We start from the raw sequence: 15,915 nt of genomic DNA, 5'->3' as shown, positions 1-15,915 counted from the left end.
ATTTCTATATTTCCTTGAATTTTAGAAGACAAAATAAATTTTAACTTCATGATATAAATATCAGTAAAAATACTTATCTAATTTATTCTGATTGATAAATTAAAAAAGCAAAATGAGAATATGTTGAGAATATAGAATTAGTTTTTGTACAATCTTAAATATCACACAACTTAGCAGGTATTATGACACAAAAAATTGCTGTTATTGGGGCAGGAATGGCAGGATTAACAGTGGGTAAAATCCTATCGAAAAAAGGGTTTTCTGTTGATATTTTTGATAAAGGGCGTGGGGTTGGTGGTAGGATGTCTAGCAGAAGAACAGAATGGGGTTATTTAGATCACGGTTGTCAATATTTTACGGTGAAAGATCCTTTGTTTAAAGAGTTTTTGCAAGAATATAATTCTTCAATTACTGTATGGCAAGGGCGTTTTTTTTCTTGGATAGAAGGTCATTTTCAGGAAGTTGCTGAGGAAAAAAGTCGTTATTTGCCTATTACAAGTATGAATACTTTATGTAAACAGATGGCGTTAAACATCAATATTTGTTTACAAACTCGTATTGTTTCTTTACACCAACAGGAAGATAAATGGATTTTAGTTGACGAACAATCAAACTACTATGAAAATTATGATTGGGTAATCATCACTGCACCGCCAATACAAACATGGGATTTAATTAAGACTCATCGCAATATTATAGATTTAGTCTCGACGGAGACGGGGGAGACAGGGATTAGAGGAATCGCATCTATTGAATCAGTGCAAATGTATCCCTGCTATAGTTTAATGTTAGTTATGGCAGAGGAAAAAGATTTTGGTTTTGACGGTTTGCAATTAGAGCATCCGATTTTGGGTTGGATAGGGGTTAATAGTAGTAAACCTGCACGGGGAAAACAACTAAGTTTAATTATTCAATCTAATTTTCATTGGGCAGAAAATTATTTAGCTTCTAATCAAGAAGTATTACAGTCTGATGGAGATAGCCGTAATTTAGTGGCAGAAATATTGAAAAAAGAAGTAGAAAAAGTTTTATCTCACAATTTTGAGGGAATTTTATATGAATCCTTGCATTTATGGCGTTATGCCTTACCAAAGAAACCAAATACTAAAAAATACTATATAGATAAATCTAATCAATTAGCTGTTTGTGGGGATTGGTGTTTTCAGGGTAAAGTTGAATCAGCTTTTTTAAGTGCTTACTTGTTAGCGACAGAGGAATTTTAATTCAATTCAATTCAATTGAGGAATGATAAAAGGGCAAGGGGCAAACCCCTCTATGTCTCCCCTTTTAAGGGGAGAGAGGAAAGAGGCAAGAGGCAAAAGGCAATTAGTGAATAGTTGATAATGAATAGTTGATAGTAAAAAAACTTCTGAAACCTGTCACCTAAAACCTGTAACCTGTAACCTGAAACCTGACACTTCTATTCCTCTAACCAAACCGGTGGTAGTTGGGTAGGACGATTTGGTAATTGCATTAAACCCATTTCTGTAAGGCGAATAACGGTTTTTAACGATTCCACTAAATCAGGATCAAAACGAGTACCACTGTAGCTTTGACACTTTTCTAAGGCAGTAGAAAGACTATAGGCAGGGCGATCGCCTCTTGGTTGAGTTAATTCTTGAAAATAACTAACTAAGCCTAAAATTCGAGCTTCTAGGGGTATCTGTGTGCCTTTTAAACCGTCAGGGCTACCACTGCCATCCCAATATTCTAACTGATGTAATACAATTTCGTTAATTGGTTGTAATTCACTCATAGATGAGAGTAAACGGGAACTAAGAATTGGTCTATCCTTCCAAAATTGTGCTGTTTCGGGATTTTGACTTTTTCGGGCGAATACCTCTTGGGGAGCTTCGGCTAAACCGATACGGAATAATAATCCTGCTAATCTTAACCTTCTCAATCGTAAAGTTGGTAAATCAAGAATTTGTCCAAGGGTTTCTGCAAGGGCTGATACCTGTAAACTGGCACAGGGGTTATAAGGGTCATTTTGATCGACTCTTTGTGCCATGCGTAAAAATGCCTGTAGTTTACTCGCTCCTAAATTGCGATTTAATTTGAGGGCTTGTCCTTCTAAATCCCTTAATTCTCTTGTTTGGCGATTAACAGTGTATAGTTCCTCTTGACTCATTTGCAAGTATGAAACAATGCGATTTACTACCCCTGATAAATCCACTGCACCACTGGCGGGAATATTTTTAAGGTGCGATCGCTCTTGATTCAATTTTTCCGTTAAACTGGGGTTATAATGGGAGGTGCTTTGAGTTAGGATGGTAAAAGCCTTTTCTACTAAGGTGCGATCGAAAGTCCATAAACCATAAAATTTTCTTTCCGTATCTATTTGAGGCTCACTACCTTGATAATATTCTTCAGGGGATAACTCACGACAAAGCACCATGGCCGCATAATCAGGAGCTAAAATAACTAAATTCCACTCTTGTACTAAACAGTCATCCTCTGCAAGATGAATTAAATCCACATTTGCCAATTGACTGGTAGGATGGTCAGCAAAACCACTGTCTGCCACTGCCGCTATGGTAATATGACGGGAATGAATAGCTAAATCTCGATAGCGCTCTGCTTCTTGTAAGTACCATTTCCCTTTCTGGAAGGTTACAAACAATAAGGGTTTATACTTTTCTTCCTCGTAGTGATGTTGTAGAATATGATCCTCTAGGGCATGACAAAGGGCAACTAAAGTATTTTTAAAATAAACACCATAGCTAGAAGGTAGTTTGTCTTCTCCAAGAAGATTCTTTAACTGATTCAATGTAGAATCTACGTGCATGATTTTCTAATAATTGCTTTTTGTATATTCTTGTGAAACTTAAGTTTTATGAAGGTTATATGCTAACACTGGAAATAAAGAATAAAAAGATTAAAGACTCAGAATTTTAGAAATAAGCAGTCTCAATAACTATTAATTATCCAATATACACTACTAAAAGCATCTCTGTTCAACAGAAAAATTATTGCTGTATTTAGGTTTCAGGTTTTATCTTACTTTTTTTATTAATTCTTAAAAATGATTCAAATGCTCAACTGTTGACTGTTGCTTACTACCTCCTGAAAATTTAGATGAGTCCTCGCTTATAAAGTAACAGGGGATTCTACATAAATAGTTGGCTCTTGCATAGTAAAGTTTATACCATAGGTTAACAACTGCGCAGAAATATTTTCGTTCGCTAATTCTAAAAGTCTTTTTCTCAGTTTAATTGAGCTTTCGTTTGAACCCAAAATAAAAAATGTTACCCTTGCTCTTGTTTGGGATTGCTTTTCAGGAATAAAAAGAGCTACTTTTGTACTGTCAGGGTCTATACCGAATAAAGCATTTGTGCATTTTTTGACAATATCTTCTACTAAGGCTTGTTCACTATCTTCGAGAATCCTCGCAAAATCAAGATAAAGTAACACCATGACTTTTTTGCCTCTAGTGATATTTTCAATCTCCACATTTGCCATCATCGAATTAGGCACAATCATTAATGTACCCTTTCCCGGTATTCTAATCTTCGTTGACCTTAATCCGATCGATTCTACCCTACCATATAAACCATTATTGAGACGAATATACTCACCCACAATAAAAGGTCTATCTAAATAAAGAACACAAGTACCTAATAATTGTTCAAGAGTTTTCTGAGCCGCAAATGCGATCGCAATTCCCCCTAACCCCAAACTAGCTAAGAGTCCCACCAAATTTATTTCCAATCTTTTAGCAAAAGCAACTGCCGCCACAAAACCAATAATAACATTAATAACAGTTTCTAAAACCAACAATAACTCATCAACTTCTTTCCCTAATTTTTGAATTAAATCAACACCATAAATTAAAATTATTTGTCGAAATAAACGAGAAGCTAACCATGCCATACTCAAAATTAAACTAAGATCAATTACAAAATTAAGAACTCGATAAAGACCTTGATAATTAATAATAAAATTAAGAGATAATGACCATAAAATTAATGTTCCTGTGAGGCGAAAAATACTTTTTAATGGGTCAATAATTTTCTCATAAAACTGAGTTAAAGGCTGTTTTGATATACGAGAAATTCCTAACATACAAAGATTAGGAGTATATCTTCCAGCGATAAAACTAAGAACTATTAGTAAGAAGAAAAAACCAAATTCTAAAGACAATTTTGTCATCATTGCCTGATTTTCTTCTGTTAGCCACGATTTAATTAAGTTATTAATAAGCTCCATGATAATTAACAATTAATAATGAATGGTGATTAAGGGTTTATACATTCTAATTTTCAAATTATAAATTCCCTGAATTTGATATAAAATTGTAAGTATTTAATATCCTTAAAAAACCTGAAACCTGCTACCTGATGCCTGAAACCTAACCTTATCCGATATTTTTACATTGAACTAAGGTTAAATTCTTAAATTGTGATGGGAGAATCTACATTAATGCTGTCGTCTTCTAAAGTAAAATCAATACCGTATTCTTCTAATTTTTGGCGAATATTTTGATTAGCAATATTCAACAATTGACGGCGTAAATCCATAGAAACTTGTTCTGAGCCTAACAGGAAAAAACTAATTTGTGCCTGACTAAATTCTTTTCTCTCATTCTTATTTACTTGTTTAAATTTGACTTCAGTATTCTTCGGATCAATGCCAAAAATATCTTTAGTGCTATCTAAAATAATCTGTCTAATCAAAGCCATTTCGTCCAGTTCTAAGGTACGATAAAAAGTTAAATAAACAAGAGAAATAACTTTTTTTGCTCCAGTAAAATTTTCAATATTTGTTTGAGTTAAAGAACTATTGGGAATTACCATCAATGTTCCTTTTCCTGATACTCTTATTTTTGTTGACCTCAAGCCGATGGATTCTACCCTACCGAAAGTACCATCAGGCAAACCGATATAATCGTCAAGAACAAAAGGACGGTCTAAATATATTACCACTCCTCCTAGTAATTGTTCAAGGGTTTTTTGTGCCGCAAAAGCAACAGCTAATCCTCCAATTCCTAAACTAGCTAATAAGCCAAATAAATTAATGCTATGTACCTGAGCAAAAATGAATATAATTAGTAAAAATATTATTGCATTAGCTGAATATTTACCAACAATTAAAAATTCACTATTAATCTTTTTTTGACTTTGTAAAGCCGCATCAAGTAAATAATTATCAAATAGAGGCTTAAACCATTTTACCCCTAGCCAAATAGTCAAAATTGAAATAACTAAACTTAAAATAATTTCACCCACTTTCACCGGCGGAGGAAAATTATTAATTAGTAAGGCAATGTCACCCAGAGATAACAACCAAATTATTGTCAAAAAACTCAAATCAGGTTTAATAACTTCCGAATAAAATTTTCTGCTTTGATAAGGAATAAATTGCTCTGTTAAATATACAATTAGCTTCTTAAAATAATTAAAAATTATAATAATGCCTAAAATAATAGTTACAATTATTCCTAGCTTAAAAAAAAGCTCATAATCCAGCGTGATACTCATTATAAAAAAACTCAAATAAACTTACTCTGATTACATCTTTGAATATGGATGATGACTCGATAAATAGTTTACGAGATGACTAAATTTAAGGTTTGATTAAAAAATTTATGATTAATAATCAATAACGAATCCCATATATCAGAAATAGGAATAACTAGATCCTATAACATAAAATAATTAGTTGATAAAATTATTCATCATACTAATTTCAATTAGTTAATAAGTCAACGCAATACTAAATTTAATTAAACAAATGAAAAGAAGAACTTTACTAAGTGCAGGTTTAGGGGCTTTTTGTATAGCAATACCTTCAATTATTGCTTTTATCCTAGGGATGGAAGAAAGTAAAAGTGAAGAAAATAAATCAATCAAGAAATTGAATTTAACTCAAGCTCAATGGAAGAAAAAATTAACTCCTGCCCAATACCATATCCTAAGGGAAGAAGGAACAGAGAAACCTTTTTCTAGTGCTTTGAATAATGAAAAAAGAAAGGGTATTTATACTTGTGCAGGGTGTGATTTGCCCCTTTTCAAATCAGAAATGAAGTATGACAGTGGAACAGGTTGGCCTAGTTTTTATGACACTATTACTCAAGCAGTGGAAACTAAGGCTGATTTTAAATTATTGATTCCCCGCACTGAATATCATTGTGCTAGATGTGGGGGACATCAAGGTCATGTATTTAATGATGGGCCAAAACCCACGGGAAAAAGGTATTGTAATAATGGTTTAGCTTTAAAATTTATTCCCAAAACCTAAAAATGAGCAAAATACTAGCCATTATAATTTCTATATTCTTAATTTTAAGTCCCTCCGCTAATGCCCAAACAGATAAGATACAAACTGCAACATTTGCAGGGGGATGCTTTTGGTGCATGGAACCTCCCTACGACAAAGTAGAAGGAGTAATTTCTACTACCTCTGGTTACACTGGAGGCAATGTGAAAAATCCCACTTACAAACAAGTAAGTCAGGGACAAACGGGTCATGCTGAAGCCGTTCAAGTAAAATATGATAGTAGCAAAGTTAACTACGAAGATCTGTTGGATATTTTCTGGAAAAACATTGACCCTACCGTGAAAAATCGTCAATTTTGTGATGTTGGGAATCAATATCGCAGTGGAATTTTTTACCACAGTGAAGAACAAAAACAACTCGCTTTAGCTAGTAGAGAAAAAGTTGAGAAGCAATTAAATGGGAAAATTTACACCGAAATTACTCCTGTTAAAGATTTTTATCCTGCCGAAGAGTATCATCAAGACTATTACAAGAAAAACCCCTTGTTGTATAAATACTATCGTTTTCGTTGCGGTAGAGATCAGAGGTTAAAAGAACTTTGGGGAAGCTAGTGGCGAAGGAGGGAAGATGGGAGAAACGAGTTTGAAGAGAACCTTCGAGAGCTTGTAGAGGAGTTGGAAGTTATTAATTATCAACTATTTATCTTTGCCCTCCTCCCTTTCGAGGCAGGGTTTTTCATTCTCAAAAATGTCAATTTTTGAAACTAACAAATAGTAACAGATACCTTAAGGGGGGACAATAACTCTAAAAACCTTATAGGTAGCAGGTAGCAGGTGTTAGGTGTTAGGTTTTGTCTCCACTAATATTTATCATTATCTCTATTTACTCAATGGTTCAAATAATAGGCAAAACTATTGGATTATCAACATTTTGAGATAATATGTCTGGCTATTTATTTAGTAAATACAAAATACTGTTCATGTATTTAAAACCTGCAACCTGAAACCTGAAACCTAAAACCTACCCTCACTGCAGTTTCATTGTCTCCCCGTCAGAACAGATACATGAGTTTTTAAGTATTAATTAATCAATTATTAAGAAAAAACGCTCCCCTCTACTGTGGGAGAGGGGTGGGGTGAGGGCAAGATAATTTTGCCCTGACTTTGAAAAAAACCCTGCTTTCGAGGGGGAATAAAGGGGGTTTTGCCCTTTGCCTCTTGCCTTTTGTCCTTTTGAAATTTATTCACTAATTGCTTTTCTATAGTTTTTGATTTATTAAGAAATATTAAATACGAATAAAACTGTCTTAGATAAAGGAATAATAAGAGTTTGGCATTTTTATTGGTAAGACTATTCTGAGAAAAATGTGACAATTTGTTAAAATATTTGCTAGAAATAGAAAAAGTAATTTGGCAAAGATACTTAAATCGTATCGAAAAACGGAGTTACATTAACTCTAACTCATGCTATATTAAGAAAAGTTAATTGCAGATCAGTATTATTGCTGAGTAGCAGTGCCGTCTCCAATAATATAAAGAGAGACAATATAAAAGTAAAACTTGACAAGTTAAAAAAAGAAAGATTATGACCATTGCAGTCGGACGTGTGCCAGAAAGAGGATGGTTTGATGTCCTTGATGACTGGCTCAAAAGAGACCGCTTTGTATTCGTTGGTTGGTCTGGTATCCTTCTTTTCCCTTGTGCTTATTTAGCTTTGGGTGGTTGGTTAACTGGTACAACTTTTGTTACTTCTTGGTACACCCACGGTTTAGCTAGTTCCTATTTAGAGGGTGCTAACTTCTTAACCGTTGCTGTTTCTTCTCCTGCGGATGTTTTTGGACATTCCCTCTTGTTTTTATGGGGTCCTGAAGCTCAAGGAGATTTCACCCGTTGGTGTCAAATCGGCGGTTTATGGCCTTTCGTAGCATTACACGGAGCTTTTGGTTTAATTGGCTTCATGTTACGTCAGTTTGAAATTGCTCGTCTTGTGGGTATTCGTCCTTACAATGCGATCGCATTTTCTGCTCCTATCGCTGTATTTGTAAGCGTATTCTTGATGTATCCTTTAGGACAATCTAGCTGGTTCTTTGCACCTAGCTTCGGTGTTGCGGGTATCTTCCGTTTCATCTTGTTCTTCCAAGGATTCCACAACTGGACTCTCAATCCTTTCCACATGATGGGAGTTGCTGGTGTGTTAGGAGGAGCTTTACTTTGTGCGATTCACGGTGCAACAGTAGAGAACACCTTATTCCAAGACGGCGAACAAGCAAACACTTTCCGTGCTTTTGAACCTACTCAGGCAGAAGAAACCTATTCGATGGTGACAGCTAACCGTTTCTGGTCTCAAATCTTCGGGATTGCTTTCTCTAACAAACGTTGGTTACACTTCTTCATGTTATTTGTTCCTGTAACAGGATTATGGATGAGTGCGATCGGTGTTGTTGGTTTAGGCTTCAACCTCCGTGCTTATGACTTCGTATCTCAGGAGTTAAGAGCGGCAGAAGATCCTGAATTTGAAACTTTCTATACCAAAAATATTTTATTAAACGAAGGGTTGCGCGCATGGATGGCGCCCCAAGATCAACCCCACGAAAAATTTGTATTCCCAGAGGAGGTACTTCCACGTGGTAACGCTCTCTAATCCAATAGGTGGACGTGACCTAGAATCTACCGGTTTTGCATGGTGGTCTGGTAATGCTAGACTTATCAATTTATCTGGTAAATTATTAGGTGCTCACGTTGCTCACGCAGGTTTAATTGTCTTTTGGGCAGGGGCAATGACCTTATTTGAAACTGCTCACTTTATCCCTGAAAAACCCATGTATGAACAGGGATTAATCCTATTACCTCACATTGCTACTTTAGGCTGGGGTGTAGGTCCTGGTGGTGAAGTTGTGGATACTTTCCCCTTCTTCGTCGTTGGTGTACTTCATATCATTTCATCCGCCGTTTTAGGTGTAGGTGGTTTATATCACGCTTTACGTGGTCCTGAAACCTTAGAAGAATATTCTAGTTTCTTTGGCTACGACTGGAAAGATAAAAACCAAATGACCAATATCATCGGTTATCACCTAATCCTTTTAGGGATTGGTGCATTACTGCTCGTATTTAAAGCCATGTTCTTCGGTGGTGTATATGATACTTGGGCACCCGGTGGCGGTGATGTTCGTATTATCACTAATCCTACCTTAAACCCTGCCATCATCTTTGGTTACTTAATCAAAGCTCCTTTCGGTGGCGAAGGTTGGTTCATTAGTGTTAACAACATGGAAGACATCATCGGTGGTCATATCTGGGTTGGCTTAATCTGTATCTCTGGTGGTATCTGGCACATCTTAACTAAGCCTTTTGGTTGGGTACGTCGTGCTTTCATCTGGTCTGGTGAAGCATATCTTTCCTACAGCTTAGGTGCTTTATCCTTAATGGGCTTCATTGCTTCCGTTATGGTTTGGTACAACAACACTGCTTACCCCAGTGAATTCTATGGTCCTACTGGTGCTGAGGCTTCTCAAGCTCAAGCGTTGACCTACTTAATTCGTGACCAAAGATTAGGTGCTAACGTAGGTTCTGCTCAAGGTCCTACTGGTTTAGGTAAATACTTAATGCGCTCCCCTACTGGTGAAATCATCTTCGGTGGTGAAACCATGCGTTTCTGGGACTTCAGAGGTCCTTGGTTAGAGCCTCTTCGTGGTCCTAACGGTTTAGACTTAGACAAAATCAGAAATGATATTCAACCCTGGCAAGTACGTCGTGCGGCTGAATACATGACTCACGCTCCTTTAGGTTCTTTAAACTCTGTAGGTGGCGTTATTACTGACGTTAACTCTTTCAACTATGTATCTCCCCGTGCGTGGTTAGCCACCTCTCACTTTGTGTTAGGTTTCTTCTTCTTAGTTGGTCACTTATGGCACGCTGGAAGAGCAAGAGCTGCTGCTGGTGGTTTTGAAAAAGGTATCGAAAGAGAAACCGAACCCGTATTAGCAATGCCAGATCTCGACTAATTTTAGTTTAATTGAGATTAATTAATAGCCTCTGCCTTCGTGGTGGGGGCTTAATTTTTTTATTACCTTTTGAGAAGAAGTTTGCAGATTGAGTGCTGAAAGATTTTATATAAAACTAAGATAGTCTTATGTTTTTTGATAATAAAGCCTCTATTTACCTTTGTTTATTAGCTTTTATTTTCGGGTTATTATTAACAGGATATTTTAGTTTTTCACAAGGTTTTTATTTAGGTTTATTCTCTTTTATTTTTTTATTTATTACTGGTGTTGTTCTTAAGAATAAAAGATTTTTAATTATTGATTTACGCTATATTTTTATTATATTCTTAGTTTTTATTACAGGTTTTTACTATTATTATTTTCGGCTACCTTCTGTTAGTGATTTAGATATTAGTCATTATATTTCCCATTCTTTTTATAATCGGGTTGCGGTGGAGGGGGTAATTTTAACAACTCCGAGAGTTAATCAAAACCACAAATCAAGGTTTATTTTTCAGGCAAGAGAGTTAGTTAAAGAAAATAACGAAAGGGAAAAAGTCACGGGAAAAATTTATGTTACTTCTCCTTTGTTAGAGGTAAATGGTTTATTTCCTTCTACTGTGGTGATTTTAGAGGGAAATTTATATCAACCATCTCCGCCCTTGAATCCAGATGGTTTTAATTTTGCTGATTATTTACAAAGGCAAGGAGTTTTTTCGGGATTACGGGTAAATTCTGTCAGCGTAATTAAGGAGGGTAATCGCTGGAATGAGTTTTTATTTTGGATACGAAGGCGAATAATACAAACTCATGTTCGTTTTTTAAATATACCATCAGGTAGTTTAGTCAGTTCGATGGTGATGGGAAGTCGTGCTGTGGATTTAGATTGGCAGTTACAAGAGTCTTTTCGTTTAGCCGGTTTAGCCCATGTTTTAGCGGCATCTGGATTTCATGTTTCTTTGTTATTGGGGTTAATTTTAGCTGTTACTCAATCTTTTTCCTCTCGCACTCGTTTTTTGATGGGGGGGCTAACTTTATTCATTTATGCTACTATTACAGGTTTTTATCCCTCCATTCTTCGAGCTTGTTTGATGGGTTTTGCCATTTTGGCGGCGATTATTAATGAGAAAAAAGTGCGAGTTTCTGGTAGTCTTTTGTTAGTAGCGGTAATTTTGTTATTAATTAATCCTCTGTGGATTTTTGACTTAGGCTTTCAACTCAGTTTTTTGGCCACTTTTGGATTAATTGTTAGTTTGCCTACTATTGTTCAAAAATTAGATTGGTTACCTCCAACTTTAGCTAATCTTATTGCTGTGCCTTTGGCGGCAACTCTTTGGACTTTACCACTTCAGTTTTACTATTTTCACCGCTTCCCTCTCTATGGTATTTTGACTAATATTTTGTCAACTCCTCTGGTTATTATTCTTACTTTAGGGGGAATTTTTACTGCTTTTATTGGTGTTTTTTTCCCTCTATTAGGAAGTGCGATCGCATCTATTTTTTATCCTATAATTTGGCTATTAATTAAATTAGTAAAAATCAGTAATCAATTACCTTTAAGCTCGATCGCAGTTGGGCAAATAAATATTTTTACGCTAATTATTATTTATGTCATTTTCTTAGTAATTCTTTATATAAAATCGGTTAATAAATATAAATATTTTCTGATTATTTTTACATTAATCTTGATAATTTTTCCCTTGATTTATCAAAAACTAACCTTGATACAAATAACAGTAATTGATAACTCATATAAACCAACAATAATTATACAGAATAAAAGTAACACTGCTTTAATTAATCTAGGAGATAAAGATAACATTTATTTTACAATACTACCTTTTTTAAGAAGTGAAGGTATTAATTCCGTGGAATTAGTTATCGATAATAAAAATAAAGAATCATTAAATATTTTAACTAAATATTTACCAGTCAAAAACATTAATCAATTCCATCAGAACACAATTAAATCTATTAAAATCAAAGAAATTAATCCTAATTATATTTATTTTACTCTTGAAAATAAGAGCTTTTTAATTATTAAAAAACAAGTAGATAATCTCACAAAATATAATAACTTTGATTATATAATTGTCATGGCAAACAATATTAATTATGATTTCCTAGAAAATATCAACTTTCATTCAATACTTTCAAAAAATACAGAATTAAAAACAAATTTAGAAAATACAAAAGTATCACTCATAAATAATAATTTTATTCAATGGCAACTCACAAAAAATGATCGAAGTTAGATGAGTTAATTTCCTTTTGATTTGCCATCATGCCAGATAAGAAAAAAAGAGAAATAACTTGTTATCAATAAAATGCTTGATAAATATTGGTAAAAAGTTGACAATCTACAAGCAAAAACAAGTAATGTCAACTAAAAGTTAACACTGGTCTAAGATATTTAGTAAGCAAAGATGCACTTAACTTACATTTTTCTTAATTCTTGAAAATAACTCAAACACCTACCTATTACCCATTCCCGATTTCTTACTTTTCCTCTTGAAGAAATAAATCTATGATTTTAGGCTTCATTACCTTACCCATAGCATTACGGGGAAAATCATCAACCATCAACATTTTAGAGGGAATCTTATAGACAGCTAATTTTTCTTTTGCCCATTGTCTTAAATTATCCAAGGTTAACTTATCGTCTTTGATAGCAATAATAGCCACACAAACCCTTTCTCCCCAATGCTCATCTTTTACCCCTACTACTGCACAATCTTTTATTTCTGGGTGAGTGCGTAAAACCTCCTCGATTTCTAATGCAGATACCTTGTATCCTCCTGTTTTGATAATATCTACTGACAATCTGCCTAAAATACGATAGTTTTTATTTTCTATAATGCCTAAGTCACCAGTGCAAAACCAACCATCTTTAAATGCTTTTTCGGTTGCTTCTGGTTTTTGCCAATATTCCAGAAAAACGTTGTTTCCTTTTATTTGAATTTCTCCTGCCGTGTTTTCTTTTAGGATATTTCCCTGCTCATCCACTAATCTTACTGTTACTCCGGGTAAAGGTTTGCCCACATAACCTGCAAAACGTTTTCCCTCTAAAGGATTTGATAAAGCCATCCCGATTTCTGTCATTCCATAGCGCTCTAGTAAGAAATGACCACTTATTTCCTGCCACTGTTGTAATACTTTAACAGGTAGAGCCGCCGAGCCTGAAACCATTAAACGCATTTTTCTACATCCTGCGGACATTTGTTCTCTTAAGATGCGATCGCATCTTTGCCAATAGTTGATTAATTTGACATAGATGGTTGGCACTGCCATATAAATGGTTAATTTACCCTCAATAATTTTATTCCAGACGCTTTCGGGGTCAAATTTGGGCAATAAGTGACATTTAGCTCCACTATATAAAGCACAAGTTAAAACATTAATAATTCCATGAATATGATGTAATGGTAAAGTATGTAAGATACTATCAGATTCTTGCCATCCCCATGCCTTCACAAGACTTTGAACTTGAGAAAGTATATTTTTGTGAGTAATAACAACTCCTTTGGGTTTTCCTGTTGTACCGCTAGTATAAAGAATTAAAGCCCTTCTGCTAATCTCAATTTGGGGTAAAGTAACCAGAGTGTCAACCGAAGCAATTTCTTTTGTGGAGACAAAACGACAATTATTATTTTCTGCTAGACACTTCGCTATATTTTCAAAATTAGGATGAGCAATAATGATAGAAACTTGTGCATCTTGAATTACATATTCTAACTCTGGCAAAGGGTGAGAAATACATAAAGGGACAGATATACCCCCTGCTCTCCAAATTCCCCATTGTGTCGCCACGTGATTAAATTCAGAAGGTATTAAATAAGCAATTCTTTCCTCTTTTAAGTCCTGTTTTTCTGTTAACAATAAACTAGCTATTTGATGGGAAGTAAATAATAAATCACTGTAAGTAAATTCCTTTTCTTGATCAATGATAGCGATTCTATCTAAATATTTTTCAGCTTCCTTAACTAAGGGAATATTCATAATTTTTTTAATTTTTAATATTAACGTTAGTTAGAGTTAAAGTAGTTGAGTTTTTTACAGTAGTTATGATGATTTAATAGAAAATAAAAACTTCAAATTATTATCACAACAGCAATAGACTAAAACGAAGATTTATCTTTTACTATTTAATAATTCCTTGTTGACTACCTTAACCAATAATTTATAAGACGAGAAGTCAGAGAGCCATGTTTTTTTCTTAGCAGATATTCTTATATCAAGCTGACGTTAAATCAGTGTATAACATCAGTTAATAAGTTTAAATTCCTTTAAAGCTGGTAAAAAATTGCGATTTTCATGACCAGATTTACTCAATTTAATTAAGACAAATCTTTGCAAATCATCTAAATTTTGCCATTGTGATAATGTTAACTGAAAGTTAAATTCTTCTGCTTTTTTACTAACTTGTTCTGGTATTTCTTCTATATTTGACCATTGAGGGTTAGATTCTATTTCTAAATTTTTTGCATACTCTCCAGTTTTTTCTCTAACTAATTCTTGCAGATAATTAGCATATTCTTTGATTTCTTGAGTAGTTTTGCAGGGCTTGTGTACTAAAAAATCTTTTTCTTCCTTATTAAATTCATGCCAGTGATTAAGTTTTAATTTGACTCCGCAGGTATCTAATTTATATCTAACTATCATCGGAATACATCTTAGGGAGTTAACAAAATCTTGTTCAAATTTAAAAAAAATGGTCATTTTAATAATTTAATGCTAGAGTTTGACAAAATATGAAAATTTTAGTTTTAGTCTTTATTTTTTTTACCAAATTGAGGTAATTGTATAAACCCTCTTTTTTTCTGTTTCTTTTCTTGATTACGTCCCTTATTATCTTCTGTTTTCTCTTTATTGTTATTACTATCTTGATTTTTTAGTGGTAAATTGAGAGAAGTATTTTGCTTAACTTCTGTATTCTCTTGGGAGAAAGAAGGGGTATTTAATATTTTTTCTATGGGGCGGTTTTTTTCATCAATTGTTGAGGGTGTGGAATTTTCATTTTCTCCTTTATTCTCAAATTGATTGGAGGATACATGATTTGTTATGGGAGATAAATCATTATTAGATAAAGGGTTAATATTTAAACTATTATTATCTGCTGAAGAAGCACCAATTACTTGATCTAAGGCTGTTTTATACTGAATATTATATCTCTGTTGCCTTTGTAGTCTAATTTTTAATTCTTTATTTTCTTTTTCTACTTGTTTAAGTTGATGTTGTTGGTCATTATAATTATCTTGAAGTAAGGAGCATTCTCTTTCTAAACGGGCTGTTTGTTGTTGAATTTTTTCTAGTTGTTCGGTTAAAGTTTCAATAATTTCTTTCTGATTTTCTATTTGTTGATTTTTTTCAACTATTTGTTTTTTCAAGTTTTCAACTTGTTTTTGTTGATTTTCTCCTAAATTAGAATAATCTTGATTTTTGATTACTTGAATTTTTATTTGTTGTTTTTGTTCTTCTATAATATTTTCTAAATCATTAATTTTTGCTTTTAATTTTTCATTTTGATTTCTTATTTTAGACGCGATCGCATACCAGTTAACATCATTGATTAGCGGTTTAGATGATGAGGAAGAATTGGTCATGGGTATTAGTGTTGATTTGATAATAAAAGTTTCAGGAAGTAAAAGATTCTATCTTATTTTCTTTTTAGATTAGCATAGCAACAAAATTTTCAATATAAATTGTTTATTATTTTT

The 15,915-nt window shown here is 33.8% G+C and carries 12 protein-coding genes; 6 read left to right on the top strand and 6 right to left on the bottom strand.

Annotated elements, in window-relative coordinates; translation table 11 throughout:
* Window positions 1-182: 182 nt before the first annotated feature.
* Entirely contained in the window at window positions 183-1,223 is a 1,041-nt protein-coding gene (locus tag CYAN10605_RS16180; protein ID WP_015221021.1) for an NAD(P)/FAD-dependent oxidoreductase, read from the top strand.
* Between the two features lie 197 nt (window positions 1,224-1,420).
* Here CYAN10605_RS16180 and CYAN10605_RS16175 read toward each other — a convergent pair whose 3' ends face one another.
* The 3 genes from CYAN10605_RS16175 to CYAN10605_RS16165 form a co-directional block, all read right to left on the bottom strand.
* Window positions 1,421-2,788, bottom strand: a complete 1,368-nt coding sequence (locus CYAN10605_RS16175; protein ID WP_015221020.1) for an HD domain-containing phosphohydrolase — start codon at window positions 2,786-2,788, stop codon at window positions 1,421-1,423.
* Between the two features lie 302 nt (window positions 2,789-3,090).
* The gene (locus CYAN10605_RS16170) at window positions 3,091-4,209 is read right to left on the bottom strand and encodes a mechanosensitive ion channel family protein (RefSeq protein ID WP_015221019.1); all 1,119 of its coding nucleotides are present in this window, start codon (window positions 4,207-4,209) and stop codon (window positions 3,091-3,093) included.
* Window positions 4,210-4,394: 185 nt separating this feature from the next.
* Window positions 4,395-5,300, bottom strand: a complete 906-nt coding sequence (locus CYAN10605_RS16165; protein WP_241212779.1) for a mechanosensitive ion channel family protein — start codon at window positions 5,298-5,300, stop codon at window positions 4,395-4,397.
* A 433-nt stretch (window positions 5,301-5,733) separates the two neighbouring features.
* On the opposite strand from CYAN10605_RS16165, the gene msrB reads away from it, so the two are divergent.
* The 5 genes from msrB to CYAN10605_RS16140 all read left to right on the top strand — a co-directional run bounded on the left by msrB (window position 5,734) and on the right by CYAN10605_RS16140 (window position 12,453).
* Window positions 5,734-6,240, top strand: coding sequence for a peptide-methionine (R)-S-oxide reductase MsrB (gene msrB, locus CYAN10605_RS16160; protein WP_015221017.1), 507 nt, complete (start codon window positions 5,734-5,736; stop codon window positions 6,238-6,240).
* Between the two features lie 2 nt (window positions 6,241-6,242).
* Entirely contained in the window at window positions 6,243-6,830 is a 588-nt protein-coding gene (gene msrA / locus CYAN10605_RS16155) for a peptide-methionine (S)-S-oxide reductase MsrA (protein WP_015221016.1), read from the top strand.
* A 973-nt stretch (window positions 6,831-7,803) separates the two neighbouring features.
* Window positions 7,804-8,859, top strand: a complete 1,056-nt coding sequence (gene psbD / locus CYAN10605_RS16150; RefSeq protein WP_015221015.1) for a photosystem II D2 protein (photosystem q(a) protein) — start codon at window positions 7,804-7,806, stop codon at window positions 8,857-8,859.
* On the top strand, window positions 8,843-10,219 hold the full coding sequence (psbC, locus tag CYAN10605_RS16145) for a photosystem II reaction center protein CP43 (RefSeq protein WP_015221014.1): 1,377 nt from the start codon (window positions 8,843-8,845) through the stop codon (window positions 10,217-10,219). The genes psbD and psbC overlap by 17 nt, the downstream gene beginning before the upstream one ends.
* Window positions 10,220-10,347: 128 nt before the next feature.
* Window positions 10,348-12,453: a ComEC/Rec2 family competence protein gene (locus tag CYAN10605_RS16140; RefSeq protein WP_015221013.1), complete on the top strand. Its 2,106-nt coding sequence runs from the start codon at window positions 10,348-10,350 to the stop codon at window positions 12,451-12,453.
* A 244-nt stretch (window positions 12,454-12,697) separates the two neighbouring features.
* On the opposite strand, the gene CYAN10605_RS16135 is transcribed toward CYAN10605_RS16140, so the two are convergent.
* The 3 genes from CYAN10605_RS16135 to CYAN10605_RS16125 form a co-directional block, all read right to left on the bottom strand.
* Window positions 12,698-14,197, bottom strand: a complete 1,500-nt coding sequence (locus CYAN10605_RS16135; RefSeq protein WP_015221012.1) for an acyl-CoA synthetase — start codon at window positions 14,195-14,197, stop codon at window positions 12,698-12,700.
* 264 nt (window positions 14,198-14,461) lie between these two features.
* Window positions 14,462-14,917 (bottom strand): nitrate reductase associated protein, encoded by a 456-nt coding sequence (locus tag CYAN10605_RS16130; protein ID WP_015221011.1) that lies wholly within the window; start codon window positions 14,915-14,917, stop codon window positions 14,462-14,464.
* Between the two features lie 47 nt (window positions 14,918-14,964).
* Window positions 14,965-15,801 carry a coiled-coil domain-containing protein gene (locus CYAN10605_RS16125; RefSeq protein WP_015221010.1) on the bottom strand — a complete coding sequence of 279 codons (837 nt, stop codon included), beginning with the start codon at window positions 15,799-15,801 and terminating at the stop codon, window positions 14,965-14,967.
* Window positions 15,802-15,915: the final 114 nt, after the last annotated feature.

It is taken from the genome of Cyanobacterium aponinum PCC 10605, from assembly GCF_000317675.1.
Classification (GTDB): Bacteria; Cyanobacteriota; Cyanobacteriia; order Cyanobacteriales; family Cyanobacteriaceae; genus PCC-10605.
The sequence above is the reverse complement of the archived record's forward strand: the minus strand, read 5'-3'. Positions and strand labels throughout refer to the sequence as shown.